At 53.0% G+C, this 17,098-nt stretch carries 9 protein-coding genes; 4 read left to right on the plus strand and 5 right to left on the minus strand.

Annotated features, from left to right (window positions below):
- Nucleotides 1-477: 477 nt before the first annotated feature.
- Nucleotides 478-1,767 (plus strand): alpha/beta hydrolase-fold protein, encoded by a 1,290-nt coding sequence (locus tag MXE39_RS00535; protein ID WP_246976185.1) that lies wholly within the window; start codon nt 478-480, stop codon nt 1,765-1,767.
- Nucleotides 1,768-2,497: 730 nt separating this feature from the next.
- Here the strand turns inward: MXE39_RS00535 and MXE39_RS00540 are convergent.
- From MXE39_RS00540 to MXE39_RS00550, 3 genes are all read right to left on the minus strand, one after another.
- Complete coding sequence (locus MXE39_RS00540) at nt 2,498-3,916, minus strand: MFS transporter (RefSeq protein ID WP_246976182.1); 1,419 nt, start codon at nt 3,914-3,916, stop codon at nt 2,498-2,500.
- A 910-nt stretch (nt 3,917-4,826) separates the two neighbouring features.
- On the minus strand, nt 4,827-6,206 hold the full coding sequence (pssA, locus tag MXE39_RS00545; protein ID WP_246976179.1) for a CDP-diacylglycerol--serine O-phosphatidyltransferase: 1,380 nt from the start codon (nt 6,204-6,206) through the stop codon (nt 4,827-4,829).
- Between the two features lie 339 nt (nt 6,207-6,545).
- The gene (locus MXE39_RS00550; RefSeq protein ID WP_246976176.1) at nt 6,546-8,474 is read right to left on the minus strand and encodes an aminopeptidase P family protein; all 1,929 of its coding nucleotides are present in this window, start codon (nt 8,472-8,474) and stop codon (nt 6,546-6,548) included.
- Between the two features lie 1,139 nt (nt 8,475-9,613).
- On the opposite strand from MXE39_RS00550, the gene prlC reads away from it, so the two are divergent.
- Nucleotides 9,614-11,683, plus strand: a complete 2,070-nt coding sequence (prlC, locus tag MXE39_RS00555; protein ID WP_246976172.1) for an oligopeptidase A — start codon at nt 9,614-9,616, stop codon at nt 11,681-11,683.
- A gap of 191 nt (nt 11,684-11,874) precedes the next feature.
- Here the strand turns inward: prlC and menA are convergent, their stop codons facing one another.
- A complete protein-coding gene (menA, locus tag MXE39_RS00560) occupies nt 11,875-12,813 on the minus strand; it encodes a 1,4-dihydroxy-2-naphthoate octaprenyltransferase (RefSeq protein WP_247073700.1) in 939 nt (312 codons plus the stop codon).
- A gap of 1 nt (nt 12,814) precedes the next feature.
- Between menA and MXE39_RS00565 the strand changes: the two genes are divergently transcribed.
- Nucleotides 12,815-13,177 carry a hypothetical protein gene (locus MXE39_RS00565; RefSeq protein WP_247073702.1) on the plus strand — a complete coding sequence of 121 codons (363 nt, stop codon included), beginning with the start codon at nt 12,815-12,817 and terminating at the stop codon, nt 13,175-13,177.
- Between the two features lie 266 nt (nt 13,178-13,443).
- Nucleotides 13,444-15,474, plus strand: a complete 2,031-nt coding sequence (locus tag MXE39_RS00570; protein WP_281503341.1) for an exoribonuclease II — start codon at nt 13,444-13,446, stop codon at nt 15,472-15,474.
- 148 nt (nt 15,475-15,622) lie between these two features.
- Here the strand turns inward: MXE39_RS00570 and MXE39_RS00575 are convergent, their stop codons facing one another.
- Nucleotides 15,623-17,095 carry a potassium transporter TrkG gene (locus MXE39_RS00575; RefSeq protein WP_246976163.1) on the minus strand — a complete coding sequence of 491 codons (1,473 nt, stop codon included), beginning with the start codon at nt 17,093-17,095 and terminating at the stop codon, nt 15,623-15,625.
- Nucleotides 17,096-17,098 lie beyond the last annotated feature (3 nt).

Here is a 17,098-nt window from a genome sequence, read left to right on the forward strand (position 1 = left end):
GGACATGGCACCTTACCAGGCGCCAGCATGGTGCCGGGGCTGGATGCCGGGGGAAATTTAAGTGACCTGCGGAATGCAGGCGGTTTTTTCAGCACCCTGTTTTGCCTGCAGGGCATAAATTAAAGGATAAAAAGCATTACCCCGGGAGTATAATAAGGACATGTCTGCTGGCCGTTTATTCGCGGTGTATGGTCATTTCATGGCACAGGACTTAAGTCATGTATGGCTATGCCGGCAGGACTGTGTGTTTTTAGATGTAAGCCAGTGCCATATGCAAAGCAGCTGTTTGCAGATGCGCCTTTATCCGTCCTTCAAGTCTTTGTACTCATCCTGAAGCCCCGTCATGGCTCAGGTACTTTCTGAAAGTCACATGCTATCTGCGCTGCTGACATGCAGTAACAGCAAGCGTATATCCTCTTAACCTGACCTGCGGTCTGCGTCCGTGCCGTAGCGTCATCAGCCTGGAACCCCCTTTATATGCAGTGGAGCAAATTCATTTCTCCGGACCTGTTCAAACTCACAGGCCTGAGGAACTTAATCTGTCATGCTCTGACCGCTGCCGGTCTTGCTGCCGCTTTTTTCGTGCTGCCAGCTCATGCAGCTCCGGCTCCCGGGGTAGAGCCGTATACCAGAGAGGCAAAGGCTCTGTTTGACATCGAGGTGGTTGAGCTCAAAAACAAAGCCGGGGACCCTTATTACATCTACTTTGCTGAAGCCCGTGATCACTGTGACCGTACCCGTGCTTTCTATACCCTGGACGGTTATGCCTTTACTCCCAGGATAGTTAATATCCTGGCCCATGTTCTGGTCCATCATGAGTATGAATCCGGCCCTGTTTATGGCATGGGTGGTGATGATCTGTCTGAGGCTGCAGCCGACAGCAAAAATCCTATCAGGGTACCGGTAATTATCGGTGTGTCCCACTCTGACCATATTCCTTTTGTCACTGAGCGTCGTACCTGGGACTTTACTCCAAAGCTCTCTGATGATCTGGCCCGGGAGTTTCCCGGTGGCGGTGGCGATGAGGAGTTCATTGATTTTCTGGTCAATGACATCAAGAATCTGGTCAAAAAGCGCTATCCTGATATCAAAGAGGACATGATTTTTGGTCATTCCTTTGCCGGACTGCTGGTGCTTAATCTCTTTTTGCAAAAGCAGGACAGCTTTACCTGCTACTTCGCAGCCTCACCTTCAGTATGGTGGGGTTACAGTCAGGATCTGCGCAAGAAAGTAGCGCATCTTTACCATGACAAAAAGTTCACTCACCACCTGACTGTAAGCCGTGGCAGCAGCGAGTCACCAGAGCATGTGCTGCAGGCTCTCAAGGCACGCAATACCTTTGACCGCAATGATACGGCCCATTACAACAATGAGGCTGTAGTGCGCTCCACAGGTATTCCATGGCCAAAAGTCCAGATTGGCGTGGACGGGCGCAGCGGTGCCGGCCAGAGCTCGCACCGTCCGCTTGCTGATACTGCAAAGCAAAATCGCAATATGCCTGCCGGAGCCAGTACTGCCGAGGCTCTGGTTAAAACCTCAGAGCTGACTGTGGCCTCCAATGATGCTCTTGAAAAGCGTAAAGCCTCAATCAATAGCGAAGACCAGATTATGAATATCAAGACTCTGGTTTCCGTAATCAAGGCTCACAGCGAGCATCCTGAGCAGATTTCGTTCATCATCTTTGCCAAGCAAAGTCATGGTTCTTCCATTCCTTTTGCCTTAGAATCTGCTCTCAAGCACTTTTCAGACAACCATATTGAACTGTAGCCATCCTTTGTTACCACATTTGCAGGACCAGGCCCATGAAAAAGCCCATGATTTTCTGATCATGGGCTTTTTTCACCTGCGTTTAGCACCAGCATTTTGCGCCAGCCTGCATGCGTACGTCCTTTGAGGCTGTTTTTCTTTCCATTCTTGTGGGGGGTGTAACAGCAGGTGCAAAGACCTGACTCCGTCATATTGAACTGTAGCCATCCTTTGCGACGACATTTGCAGGACCGGGCCCATGAAAAAAGCCCATGATTTTCTGATCATGGGCTTTTTCATGCCTGACAGGCGCATGCCGCGCCTGTCAGCATGCATCTGCGCCTGCAGTTGAGGTAGCAGGGGCAGTGCAGGTGGCTGAGGGGCGGAGCGCGCATAAATGACCTCTCATTTAAAGTTTGTCTAAAGATACTGAAAGTTTGTCATTTAACTTAAAGACTGTCATTTATGCTCTTTAAAGTTTGTCACAAGTAGCCAGCAAGTGCCGCAAATGCAGATATTTAAGCACTTTATGACAGGATGCGCTCCTTGACAGGACAGCGTCATCATGGCTGCAGGGATGTTATTTAAAGTGTGTCACATACCTGGTACCTGACCGTCATGCTGTTATTTAAGGTTTGTTATGAGCCCTGGGGCAGCCCCTCTGGGCTGGCTCAGCAAGGCTCTGCTGCATCACTGCTCTGCCTGAGCCTCAGATGGGGGATGGCTGTCAGGGACAGGCGCTGTCAGTCCCTTACTGGTCTGCCTGCTCCTCAGAGTGGTTATGGCTGTCAGCGGCGGGCGCTGACATGGCGATGTGTGCACTCTGCGGGGCAATGCTGCAGGCAGGGCCTGCAGCCGCAGCAGTGGCCGCTGCCACTGCCGGGCTGGGCTGCGCGGCTGTGTTGCTGCCGTCCATGGCGGCACTCTCACGTTCGCGCTTAGCTTGAGCGGCGCGCTCAGCTGCGTGGGCCTGAGCTGAGGCTGTCTGCTCACGGCGTTGCCTTAGTCCCATGGCGCCAGCCATGAAAGCCATGAGCATAAGGATGCAGCCTGATACATAGAACTGATGACTTATAGTCATGTATGAGGACACTACACCGGCCATAATAGGGCCCATCATGCTTCCAAACTGACCTGCCATGGTCATGGCGCCAAAGGCGCGTCCCTTGAAATCACTGGTGGTGGCCACAGACAGAGCCGAGTTCAGTGATGGCAGTATGCCCACAATGAACATGCCAAGGAAGCCTGAGAAAATCAGCAGGGTGCTGTAGGTGGTCGCCACGCCCTGCAGGGCTACAAATATGCCCGAGCAGCTCAGGGTAATCACAAGGGCAGGGAAAAAGCCCCGGCGCTGACCAAACATACCCCACAGCGGCGCTATCAGGGCGCCAATCATTGGTGGCAGGGAGGTGGCAATGCCTGCGTACAGACCTGCATTTTCGTAGCCTCCCATCATCTCGGCTACATACAGTGCCATAAGAGGGCCGGTGGCGAGCATGGCCATCTGAAAGGTGAAGAACAGCAGCAGAATCTGGCTTATGGAAGGGGTAGTAAGACAGAATTTGAGATCCTGGATAATGCTGGTGTTGTTGCGGGCTGACTGAGTACTTGTTTTATCCTCTGGAGTAAGCCAGGTGATGATGACCACAATGGCAAGATAGACACCGGCAATGAGAAATGATGAGCGATAGCCGTAGATATCGGCAAGCAGACCGCCAATAAGAGGGCCACTTACGGTACCGGCAAGCTGGGATGAGTGAATGATGCTCATGGAGGTGCCAAGACGCTCACGGGGACTTTGCTGGGCCACCATGGAGAGTACCACCGGCAGATAACCGTTGGCAAAGCCCTGCAGTATTCTGATAAAGAGCAGTTGCACAGGAGCTGTTACCAGACCGCCGGCCGTGTAGCACAGGCACAGCAGAAAGGAGGCGCGCAGGGCCATGGATTTCTTGCCTTTGACATCAGAAATCTTGCCCCATACAGGAGCCATTATGCCTGCGATAAGAAAGCATGAGGAGAAAACGAGGGCCGACCACATCTCAATATCTTCTTTGGGTGCGCCAAGTTCAAGCAGATATACCGGCAGGAAAGGTACACACATGGTATAGCTTGAGGAGGTGAAGAAGATGCAGGTGGCAAAAATCGATAATTTGACTGACCAGGACATAGAGAGTGCAAAAAAACAGGGAAATGACTGTTGCCGGTCATCTGGCTTACAGCAGCGCAGCACATAAAGGTGGTCTCATGGCTGTTAACGGGCAGTCATAACTGCCCGGAGTGGTTCTGCAGGCGTACTGTATGGAGACCGGTATGGTAGGGGCCGTGATTATCTGGTTGTTTTACAGGGAAAATCTGGCGGGCAATATCACCTGGGCTGTGAGGGCTGATCCTCAGAGCTGGTGTCGTGTGAAGGAGTGCAGATTATATGCTGTTGACTGATGCTCAAATAATCAGGAAAAGGGAAAATGACTGCATGGCCGGAAATGGTCGCGGCTATGGTGGTAAGAAGCTGCCTCTGACTGCAGTAAGGTAATGCCGGTCTCATGCGCGGGCGCCGCATCAGTGCCGGGCGGCATTTGCGCTGTGCGTGCAGGTCTGGGCTTTGCGCTGTCAGCTGCCGCCGGCAACAGGCAAAAGCCGGATGAAGGCCTGATCTGCAGCAGTGAACTGCCAGAATTTCAGTATCACAGGCACGGTGAAAATAAGGCAGCCTTAAGGGCTGCCATGCTCAGTGCAGTCCATGACGCAGGTCAGAGCAGACTTCAATACACACAGCCAAATCATACGAAAGAATAATTGCGCCCCTGGGAGCGTTGATAAAAAAGCCCCTGTTTCCGGGCTTTTGTGACCTGGATCGAGGGGCCTTGCTGTACTTGTCACTTCAAGGTGCATCAGTACAGCCTTTTGTAAAGAAATGAGTCAGAAGCTGCGCCGTGCCCCGGCGGGCTGCCAGGCAGGCAAGGCAGCTGCCCGGGGCGGCAGCTGCGCTTCAGCATGGCGCCGTATTGCTGCCGCATGGTTGCTGTATGGCGCCGTATTGCTGCCGCGTGGGCGCCGTATGGCGCTCACGTGGCGGGTCAGAGCAGCTTCTTGAGGATGAAGGAGGCGCGCAGGCGGCGTACCTTCTTGAGAATCTTCTGAACCTGCTCAGGGTAATCCTCGAATTTCTCCAGATCATTGACTGAGTTCATGCGGGTGGTATGACGCAGTATGTACTGCTTTTCATGCATGAACTTTTCCTGGAGCAGGTGGTTGGGATCATGGACGAAAAGACCGTTCTCAAGATCCAGCCCCCAGGCTCGCGGATTAAGATTGTTGCCCGTAATTACGGCCAGATGACGATCGATGAAAATACCCTTGAGATGGTAGGTATTGATGCCGTCACGCCACAGGTAGACATTGAGTTTGCCTGATTCAATGTGCCTGTGCTGTCTGGTCAGCAGATCACGCAGATTCTGCTCATAGACATAAGGAATGGCACCAATGGTGGAGAAGTTCTGCTCAGGTGGAATGTAGAAGTCATTGGCCACCTTGTCGCCTACCACAATGGTCACCTCAACGTCGCGATCCAGCGCCATCTCCAGATGCTCCTGAAGTATGCGTGGCGGGTTGAAATAAGGGGTGCAGATGAAAATCTGCTTACGTGCCGAATCAAGGGCCCAGAGGATGGAGCGGTTGAGCTGATTGTTGCGCTTGCCAAGGCCTGCAAGAGGAGTAATGCCTACCTCATCATCCTTTATGCGTCTTGAGCTCTTGAAGGAATACTGGCTGCGGGCCAGGCTGCGCTGCAGAGCCTTGATCTCGCCTCTGATATCACGGGCAGGTCTGATATTGCCCTGAGAAAAGTCCTGAACAGCAAAATTCTGGTGAAATGCTTCGTTGGTGTAGTGACACATGGTGTCAGCAAGCTCACGGGAGTGAATCTCGTGATAGCGGTCAAGGCGGTACTTTTCTTTGTTGTAGTTGAGGTAAACCTTGTTGATGCTGGCACCTGAGTACAGCACAGTGTCATCAAAAACAAAGCCCTTGAGGTGCATGACGCCAAAGAGCTCACGTCTTTTGACCGGTACACCGTAAACGGCAGGCGGATGGTCAACATCAGCAGCATAGGAGGCATACATCTGCGCATTGGTGCGCTGTTCGCCCTTTCCTCCAATAAGACCGCGCTGAGCACGGTGGAAGTCTACATATACTCTGATATACAGCTGGGGATTACGCTTTTGAGCCTCGTACAGCGCCTGCATGATTTCATTGCCGGCCTCATCGTCCTGCAGATAGAGCATGGTCATCATAATGCGCTCGCGAGCCTGAGAGATAAGCTCGAGAATACGCTGATGAAAGCTGGTAGGGCGCTCCAGAACAGTGTAGTCACTGGCCTTTACTGGAATCTGCGGCAGCTGCTGCAGTCTGGTCTGACTGTAAAGAGCGTTAGGTAAACTGTTTTTAAACCAAAACATGAACTTTAAACTAAAACGAAGCTTTGATAATGCCAGACCCTGACTCACTGGCATGGTACAGACAGCACACACAGCAGGCAGTGTGATGTATTTGTGCTTACAGAACCTCAGGGGATCGGCCATAAGTGGCGCCTGCTCCGGCGCTGGCGTTGCGCTGCAGGCGGCGGGGGCCTGAGATGGCCCTTGCAGGCCCTGGTCGCGCCTTGGCATGGTGGCGGCCGGGGCATGAGCCATGGTGATGGCCCGGTTCCGTTACTGAAAATAATATCAGCAGCACTCCCATTATATGCATACTGCCTCCCGGTCGTAAGTCCGGGACTGTGAGGTCAGAGTATGTCCTTATACCGGTGCTGTAGCCTCGGCAAGATAGCTTACTTCCATATCGGACATGGTGGTTGCGGCATTTTTGATAATGGTATGAACATTCTGATGATAGCTGTTAAGCCAGCTGCGCTCAGCTGGAGTGAGCATCTCACGAATGATAAGTCGGGTGTCAAAAGGAACCAGAGTCAGAGGCTCAAAGCACAGCATGTGCTGACAGCCCGGCTGGCTGCACTGGCAGACTTCATAGAGGTTCTCAAGACGGATACCGTACTCATTGTCCTCATAGTAGCCAGGCTCAATAGAGGTAACCATACCCACTTCAAGAGGCACGGTGGAGCTGCGGGTAGAGATATTGTGCGGACCTTCGTGTACGCCCAGAACATGGCCTACACCATGACCGGTACCGTGTTCGTAGTCAAAGCCCTCAGACCACAGCGGACGGCGGGCGATGGCATCAAGCTGCAGACCGCAGGTGCCGCGTGGAAATACTGTTGAAGCCAGAGCAATATGTCCCTTGAGTACCAGGGTATACATAAGCTGCATCTGCTCGGTAACACCAGGACCTACCAGTACGGTACGGGTAATGTCAGTGGTACCTTCCATGAACTGACTGCCAGAGTCAATAAGATAAAGAGGATCGTGACCCATTTTGCGTGGTGCGGCTACTTCGGCATGATTGTAGTGGCACATGGCGGCATTAGGGCCGAGGGCTGAAATGGTGGCAAAGGAAGGCTCAATGTAATCGCCCTCAATCTTGCGGAATTTCTCAGCCTTTTCAGCCAGAACGGCCTCATCAAGATCCTCAACGCGGCGCAGATAGGCCTCAACATCAGTGATGTTTTCAGGCTTGGTAACATCATCAAGCCAGGCAAGGAAGCGGCACATGGCTACGCCATCCTTAAGATGGGCCTTGTGTTCACCTGCAAGCTCGGTAGGGTTCTTGGTAGCCATTGGCAGCTCGCACAGACCCATGCCCTCAACCACCTGGGCACCCTTGCTCTCAAGGGCCTGGAAGATGTGAGCATTGGTGCTGCGGGAGTCGACATAAACCTTGCAGCTGGCGTTGGACAGACGGTCGAGCACGTCATCAAAACCGGCCTCAGGGAAGATATCGATATGACCTACGTGATCTTCAAGGCTGGCCTGAACCTCATCGCTTAAATGATCAAGATTGAGGTACCACTCAACAGCCTCATTGGCATAGGCCACCAGACGGCAGTTGATAACAGGCAGGCATTCACGGTCACGTCCACGGATGTTGAGCAGCCAGCAGACTGTTTCCGGACGGGAAATGATGGTGGCATCAAGGCCACGGTCGCGCAGGGACCTGGCAAGGTTCTTACGCTTTTGCAGACTTGGGCAGCCGTTGAATTCATCAGGGAAGATCTCAACTGGTGAGCATACGGCGCCTGGTCGGTCCTTCCACACCAGATCAAGGAGGTTTTCCTCAAGAGCTACCAGCTCGATACCGGACATTTCCAGATCCTTTTTGAGCTGTTTGTAGTACTGGAAGCTGATGCAGCGCAGATCAACGCCGACACGGGCCTTCTTTGGCAGCACGGCTACCAGCCAGTCGGCAGGTTTGACCTCGGCAAAGTTGAAGCTGTTGTAGACAGAGCCGTCTACCTGCTCCTTGACCTGCACCTTGTAGCGACCGTCAACAAATACGGCCTGAGCACGGTCAATGGTAAGCATCTCGTGCTCATCCTTGCGGCTGCTGACCTCAACAGGGAATTCTTCTTTCTGGCTTATGCTGACACAGACATAGCCTGCTGAACCGGTAAAGCCGGTCAGGGTAGCAATGCGCTCGCAGTCAGGAGTCAGATCACCTGAGAGGTATTCGTCATCATGAGGGATAAGCATGGCATCAAGCTCGTGCTCTCTGAGCTGTTCCTTGAGGGATTCCAGCAGGTCGAGTGATTCGTCTTGAATATTGTCTGTCATAAGTAAGAAATCCTTTTCTATCCATCCCCATCAGGACATGGTCACATCGGGACAATGACCCATCAGGACATGGTCACATCGGGACAATGACCCATCAGGATATGGTCACATCGGGACAATGACCCATCAGGACATGGTCACATCGGGACAATGTCCCGTCATGACCACAGGCGGCCTGACAGGGCTCAGCCCTGGCAGCAGCCTGGCAGTCCTGTCTGCTCTCTGGCGCCTGCCAGCTGGCAGGCGCCATGACCTGTTTTGATGCTGTCCGGGCAGGTTGGTGCCGGGGCAGTGATAAATCCCACGCTGCATCCTGCAGCGTCTGTCCTCAGACGGGTGTAAGACTGCCGGGCGTTACCTGCAGGTATGCCTGCGGCAGGGCGCAGCTCAGTGCGCTCTGGTGACGGGGAGCTTTGCCTGCGGCGTCAGTCCGCACAATACCCCATATATTATCAAGGCCTGACTGATGGTCAGGCCGTGGCGGTAAGGCCATGCCCGTAAGGCCCTGCACAGCAGGGGCGGGCGCTCAGATGTGCGGTCCTGACATCCTGAAACTGCTGCTGGGCAATATTATCAGCAGCGCAGGCTGCATTAACTGTTAAGACCCCAGCCGTACTGGTAAGTTCCTTAGATTGACCGCATCGACTGCATGCCGGTTAATCGGCATGCAAATAAGCATAATAAACTTTGAGGGAACACATATTATACCTAATAACCAGACGGCGCAAATCAGGCTGTAATGTATCTATGAGCACTTACCTGAACCATGAATAAGGCAAATTTGAGACAGCTGCTGCCCTTTTGAGCAGCCCCGTCCGCCTGTCCCATGCAGCCGCTCCTGCCAGTGGCCGTACGCCCTGGCCGGCAGCTGGCCGACCAGCATGGGCCGTGCGGCCAGGACGGGTGCCACTGGGCTGGTCATGGGGTTGCCCTGCCCTGGGCTGGTCCTGGGCCACGCTCAGTGGGGAGCTGGCGGGGTAACTGCTGTGAGCAGGGGGCCGGGCGCTGATCTTTATCGATACAGCCTGTGCAGGTACGCGGCTTTTGCTTTAATATGATTACAGCCAGCCCGGCGGCCTGTCTTAAGGCAGTCTGTCTGTGGCTTTGAGGACCGGTTTTTCCAATCATGAGGACTATAGATGAGCGAGCATTTAACCAACCCACTGCTGTCTTTACAGGGACTGCCAAACTTTTCCAGCGTCAAGCCTGAGCATGTTTTAGAAGCTGTCAAAACAGCTATCGATAACAGCATTGCAACTGTAAAGTCTGTAGTCAAAACTCATGAGAACGATCCTACCTGGGACAATGTAATTGCCCCTGTTGAAGAGGCTGATGACCGCCTGTCCCGCATCTGGTCAGTGGTCTCCCATCTCAACAGCGTCTGCAATACTGAAGAGCTGCGTGAGGCCCATGACAGCTGCCTGCCTTTAATGGCCGAATACTCCACCTTTATTGGTCAGTACCGTCCACTTTGCGAGGTACTCAAGAAGATTCGCCGCTCCGACTCTTTCTCTCTTTTGACCAGGGCCCAGCGCAAGTCCATTGAAAACTCCCTGCGCGACTTCAAGTTAAGCGGTATCGACCTGCCTGATGACAAGCAGAAGCGCTTTGCTCAAATCGCCGCTGAGCTCTCCCAGCTGCAGTCTGACTTTGCCAATAATGTTCTGGATGCCACCAAGGCCTATGTCCTCAATGTAACCGACGAAAATGAGGTTAAGGGACTGCCTGCTGCCCAGATAAAGCAGGCCCGTGCCGAAGCTGAAAAGCGCGGTCTGCAGGGCATGGCCTTTACTCTTGATATCCCTTCCTATCTGCCTTTCATGACCTACGTGCAGAACCGTGAGCTGCGTCGTGAGCTGTATGTTGCCTACAATACCCGCGCCTCCGACAAGGGCCCTGATGCCGGCAAGTGGGACAATCAGGAGAATATCGACAAAATCATGCGCCTGCGCCATGAAGAGGCTCAGCTGCTTGGTTATGAAAGCTATGCTCACCTGTCTCTTGCTACCAAGATGGCCGACACTCCTGAGGCTGTAATTGAGTTCCTCAAGGATCTGGCTGTGCGCTCCCATGCCCAGGGGCTCAAGGAAGTAGAGGAGCTGAGCGACTTTGCCCACAGAAACGGTTTTGAGGGTGATCTGGAGCCATGGGATGTGGCTTTTTACTCCCAGAAGCTTTGCCAGGAGCAGTATTCCTATGATCCTCAGGAGCTGCGTCCTTACTTTGGTGTCTCCAGGGTTATCAACGGCCTGTTTGAGTGTACCGAGCGCCTTTACAATGTCTCATTCCGCCCTCACTTTGGCGTGGATGTCTGGCATAAGGATGTTAACTGCTACGATATTTACGATCGTTTCGGTTCGCGTATCGGCACTTTCTACATGGATCTCTTTGCCCGTGAGGGTAAGAGGGGCGGTGCCTGGATGGATGAGGCTATGAGCCGCCGCTACCGTTCAGATGGTTCCCTGCAGCTGCCGGTAGCCTATCTGGTGTGCAACTTCACCCCTCCTGTAGGTGACAAGGAAAGCCAGCTTACCCATGATGAAGTGGTAACCCTCTTCCATGAGTTTGGTCACGGTCTCAATCAGCTGCTGACCCGTATCGACATTGCTGATGTTTCCGGCATCAACGGTGTGCCATGGGATGCAGTAGAACTGCCAAGCCAGTTCTTTGAAAACTATGCCTGGCAGGAAGAGGTGCTCAAGTTCCTGTCTGCGCACGAAAAGACAGGCGAGCCGCTGCCAAAGGAAAAGCTCGATGCTCTGATAAAGGCCCGTAATTTCGAGTCAGCCATGGCCATGTTAAGACAGCTGGAGTTTGGTCTTTTTGATTTCAGACTGCACCTTGAGTACGACCAGAACAAGGGTACCCGTGTCTACGAAATCTTAAAGGAGGTCAAGGATCTGGTAGCCGTGGTGCCACAGTTTGCCGATGCCCGCTTCCCTGACAGCTTCACCCACATTTTCGCCGGCGGCTATTCAGCCGGATACTACAGCTACAAGTGGGCTGAGGTGCTCGCTGCCGATGCCTTTGGCCGCTTTGAAGAGGAAGGTATCTTCAACGCCAGGGCCGGTGAGGATTTCAAGGACTACATCCTTGCCTGTGGTGGTGCTGAGGACCCTATGCAGGGCTTTATTGCTTTCCGTGGCCGCAAGCCTGAGGTCGACGCCCTGCTGCGCCAGAGCGGTATCTCTACTCCGGTGCAGAAGTAATAAAGGGCCAGATGCCAGGGCATGGCAGCCTCTGCCCAGGGCTGCGCTGGCCCTGACCTGAGACCATGAAAAAAGGCAGATCCTGATTACAGGATCTGCCTTTTTTGTGGCCGCCAGACGGCAGACGGCCGCACAGCCTGCAGCGGCAGGGCGGCGCTGTCGCTTTGCTGGGTGCAGGGCTGTGGGGCTGGTCAGTAGTAGACCCAGAAGTCTACGAGCAGCACAATCATCCAGGCAAAGTGATGGATGGAGCAGCCAATGAGGGTGTACTTGAGCTCAGGGGCCACCTTGCTGCCGTCATGAGCATTGCGGATAGTGCGCCATGTTGATGAGGCCAGAGGGATTAAGGCCAGAGCCAGAATGCTGATTTCCCAGCCTTTGTGGGAAACAAAGCAGGCAAGGAATGAGAACACCAGTACGCAGGCAAAAAGGAAGGCGTGGTAGATGGATGCCAGGCGGTAGCCAAGACGCACGGCCAGGGTGCGCTTGCCGTTTAAGGTATCTTCGGCAATGTCGCGCATGTTGGCTGTGTGCAGCACCATCACTGATCCTGCACCTACGCTCAGACAGAGCATAATGGTGTCAGGATAGATTTCAAAACCGCTGCCTGAGGCATTGGTGATCATCAGCTGCGGGCCAATTACGGCCAGCACGCCAAAGAAGAGGAAAACGCTGACGTCGCCAAGGCCACGGTAGCCGTAGGACACACCAAGGGTGTATAAGATAGCGGCCAGAATGGAGATTACGCCCAGGAAAACGAACCAGGCAAAGGCATGGGAGTCATTGCCCAGGGTCATGTAAACGGCGGTAATGCCGGTAACCGAGAGCATGATGGTGACAATGGCCATAAAGCGCTTGAGAGCCTTGAGGCTGATGGCGCCGGTCATGACACCACGGATAGGGCCCAGACGGTTGGCACCGTCGGCTCCCTTGAAGGCATCACCATAATCATTGGCCAGATTAGACAGAATCTGTAACAGCATGCCGGTGACGATAATCAGGAAGGCAGCTGCAATGTTATAGGCATTTACAGCGCCATAGTAAAAGCCAAGGCCACAGCCAACGGCGCAGTTGGTTGCTCCCAGCAGGAGGGTCTGGGGACGGGCCTCTTTGATCCAGTCTTTGATCATTTTGAAATTTTTCCTTTCCTTGTACAGGACCTGTGGCCTGCAAAAATCCCACTATTTTATCATTAATTTTCAGGACAAAAGCGCTGTCAACTGCAGCTCATTTTCAGCGTGCCTGAGGCACGAAATGCCCGGATTTACGGTATTTTCAGTCATGTCTGCAGACCCGGCCCGCCCGGCAGGGGCCAAAGGTGTGCCCGGCGGCACGGCAGCGGCCGTGCCGGCCGCAGTGCTGCGGGGCGTGCAGCAGCGTGCAAAGCCCGCCCGCCTGAAGCAGCGTGCAGGCGTGCCTGCTGTGCTGTGCAGTCGGGGCATTCATGCGGAGCCTGCGGCACAGCGCTGCCAGCGCCATCGTAAGATGGCCTGAGCGGGCGGTGACAAAGTGCTGATAGCACAAAAGGGGCGATTTATGTGCTGTTTTTGGTAATTTATCCGTGATTAAGGTCAAGAAATGGCATATAAACCGCCTATTTCTTGTATAATTCGGGCTCAGTAAATTAAAGGCTGCAACAGCTGCAAATAAGGTGCTGCTGGCAGCTGAACTCATGTTTTTGCGCAGTTTGCAATTTCCAGGTCCTGGTGGACAGATCCATCGGCTGAGGTCTTTGACGGCGGTGCAGTTTAGGGGCGAGTATGTTATTTGATGATCCGGCGTTAATGGCTTTAAAACAGGGTTTTAACGCTGAAAAAGTTAAGAAAGAGGGTATTGTCAAAGGCACTGACCGTGGCTTTGGCTTTCTTGAAGTACCTGGTGAAAAGGAATCCTACTTCATTGCTCCTCAGTTCATGAAGAACGTCATCAACGGTGACCGTGTTAATGCCATCATTACCACCGATGAAGAGCGCGGCAAGAGCCAGGCTGAGCCTGAGACTCTCATTGAGTGCGCCCTCAAGGATCACTTTGTTGGCCGCGTAGCTTTCGTCAATAACAAGCTCAACATCATTCCTGATGTGCCAAGCATCAAGCAGAGCTTTATTGCCGACGACCAGCGTCAGGACAAGAGCGTCAAGCTCACTGAAGGTGACTGGGTTATGGGCACTCTTAAGAAGCATGCCCTTAATGACAAGTTCTTCCGTGCTGCCATTACTGAAGTCATCACCAGCAAGGATGACCCTACCACTCCATGGGTAGTAAGCCTCAAGTCCCTTGATCTTCCAGACGCCTCCCCTGTATCTACCGAAGAGTTCAAGTTTCACGAGCAGGATCTGCCACGTGAAAATCTTACCGATATTCCTTTCGTCACTATCGACAGCGAAAAGACTGAAGATATGGACGATGCTCTGTATATCGAAAAGACTGATGATGGCTTTAAGCTCTATGTAGCCATTGCTGATCCTACCGGCTACATAGATGAGAACTCCGAGATGGACAAGGAAGCCTCCCGTCGTGCTTTCTCCATCTATCTGCCAGGCCGCAATATCCCAATGCTGCCTCGTGAACTGGCTGACAATCTGTGCTCATTGCGTGAGGGCGAACAGCGCCCGGCTCTGGTAGGCATTATCCACGTGCTCTCAGACGGTACCATTGCCACCGACGATACCCAGTTCAAGCTGGCCATGATCAAGTCTCACGGCAAGCTTGTTTACAACTATGTATCTGACTACATTGAAAATGGCGACACCAGCAATTTCAATCCTGATGAGACCATCAAAAAGGTACTGAGCGATCTGGTGGAGCTTACCCATGTACGTGATAACTACCGAACCAATGAGCTGGCTGCCTTCAGAACCCGTCCTGATTACGAGTTTATCCTTACTGAAGAGGGCGCTCTGGACCGCATTGAGATCAACTTCCGCCGTATTGCCAACCAGATTGTTGAAGAGTGCATGATCGCCGCTAACGTGGCCTGCGGCAACTTCCTTGCCCAGCATCTCAACACCGGTATCTTCAATACCCATACCGGCTTTGTCGAAGAAGAGCTTGCTGATGTGGTTGAGCTTCTGGCCGCCAACGGCTTTAACACCACTGAAGAGGCCTTAAGAGATATTCCTGGCTTCTGTGCTGCCCGCCGTTACGCCAACTCCCTGGAGAAGACCTATCTGGACAATATGATGCGCAAGCATCAGGAATACTCCCAGATGATGATCAATCCTGGTCCTCACTATGCTCTGGGTGTTCAGAACTACGCTACCTGGACTTCACCTATCCGTAAGTATGGTGACATGATCAATCACCGTCTCATCAAGTCAGTAATTTGCGAAAACGAGCATCCAAGAATGCCTGATGAAGACACTCTGATGGTCATGAACCAGGCCAGACGTACCAACCGTATGGCCGAGCGCTCCGTACGTGACTGGCTGTACGCTGACTACCTCTATCCTGATATGGAAAACAGGACTGTTTTCGATGCCGAGGTCTTTGATGTGGTCCGTGGTGGTCTGCGCGTTATCCTCATGGCCAATGGTGCCTTTATCTTCGTACCTGCCAGCTTCATCATCTCAAAGCGTGATATCGTGGACTTCGACACCGTCAACGGTCAGGTTACCTATATGGGCAAAGTGGCCTTCCGTCTTGGTGACCCAATCAAGGTACGCATTGTCAGCATCGAGAAGATTACCCGCTCCATCGTGGGTGCTCCTGCTGAGCTGCCTCTGGGCATGCCTGTTCCTGATGCCGACAAGGTTATGGAAAACCGCCGCGAAAAGCAGAATCAGCGCCGCTAAGGCGCAGGCTGCAGGTTGTCCTGGCCTGCAGTGCCTGCAGGAGCGGGCATGAAAAAAGCCGCACGTCATGAGATGTGCGGCTTTTTTTATCGCTGATGCCAGGGGCCGCCCGGCCGGAGTGCAGCTCCGGTGCCGGGCCCCATGGGCATCAGGCACGCCAGAAGATGCGGGTCAGGCACAGCAGTACCGGAATGATTTCCAGTCTGCCCAGGATCATGTCAAGACCCAGAAGAATGTGCAGGCCACCATCCAGATTAGCAAAACTGTTGCTTGGGCCCAGCTCAGGACCCATGGCAGGACCGATGTTGGACAGGCAGCTTATGGAGGCGGTAATGGCATCGGTAAGATTAAGTCCCATGGCTACAGCTATCAAACTTGAGACCAGGGCGCACACAATGTAGGCGGCAAAGAAGGTTATGATGCTGTGGATAGTGGCCGCATCAATAGGATGACCGTTAAAGCGCGGATATATGACACGGTGCGGATGAATACTTTTGATCATCTGGGTGCGGAACAGGGAGACAAACACACAAAGACGGAAGAATTTGATTCCGCCTGAGGTGGAGCCTGAGCAGCCGCCCAGAGGAAGCATCAGCAGGAAGAGCATTGTGGCTATCGGGTTCCACAGAGTAAAGTCTTCAAGGGCAAAGCCTGAGGACGAGAGAACGGATACCACATTGAACATGGCAACACGCAAAGCGCGCTCCAGGTCGTATTCATTTTTGAAATACAGTGTGGCGGCCACGATAAAGGACATGGCCAGAGTAAAGAGAAAGTAGGAGCGCACCTGCTCATCGCTGACCAGCTTGTGCATATTGCCACTGATACCGGCGATGATTACGGTAAAAGGGCAGCTTGAGATAAACATGAACAGGATGGCGCTGTAATGAACAAAAGGCGACATACCGTTCATGGAGGCATCAGTAGGCATCATGCCGCCGGTAGAAACGGTACATGCGGCGGCATTAATGGCCGTGAAGAAATCAAGTCCACCGATAATGTAAGCAATGGTGCACAGCACCAGAGTGACCAGGTACCAGCCCAAAATGGCAAGAGACATGGTCTTCATATGCGGGGTGAACTTGCTGGAGTTTTCAAAGGAGGTGGATTCAGTTTTGAAGATATTCATACCACCCATGGCCACCTGAGGCAGAACGGCTACGGCTATCACTACGAAGCCTATGCCTCCCATCAGCTGCAGCATGGAGCGCCACAGCAAAATGGCTGCCGGTCTGTCATCGAGATTGACAATAGCGGTACCGCCCGTGGTGGACAGGGCTGAGGCCGCCTCAAAGAAAGAACCGGCATAATCGACATCAGGCAGCAGCACATAAATAGGAATGGCGCTTATAACTGTACTGAGCAACCACAGCGATGCTGTGAATAAAAAGAGCTCACGTATGGTGATATTGATGCTCGAGGCGCGTCTTCCCATTATTGTCATGATCTTTCCCATAACAAAGGCAATGACAGTCATGAACACGAAGCTGAAAGCACCCTCGGTGGTGGACACCAGAGCATACACTGTAGGGATAAGGCCTATTACTGACATGCCTATGAGAGCAGGTCCCAGCAGGCGGCAGACGGCAAAAAGATTGATAACCATAGCAGTAAAGGACATAAT

The organism is Anaerobiospirillum sp. NML120511, from assembly GCF_023050955.1.
Lineage (GTDB): Bacteria > Pseudomonadota > Gammaproteobacteria > Enterobacterales > Succinivibrionaceae > Anaerobiospirillum.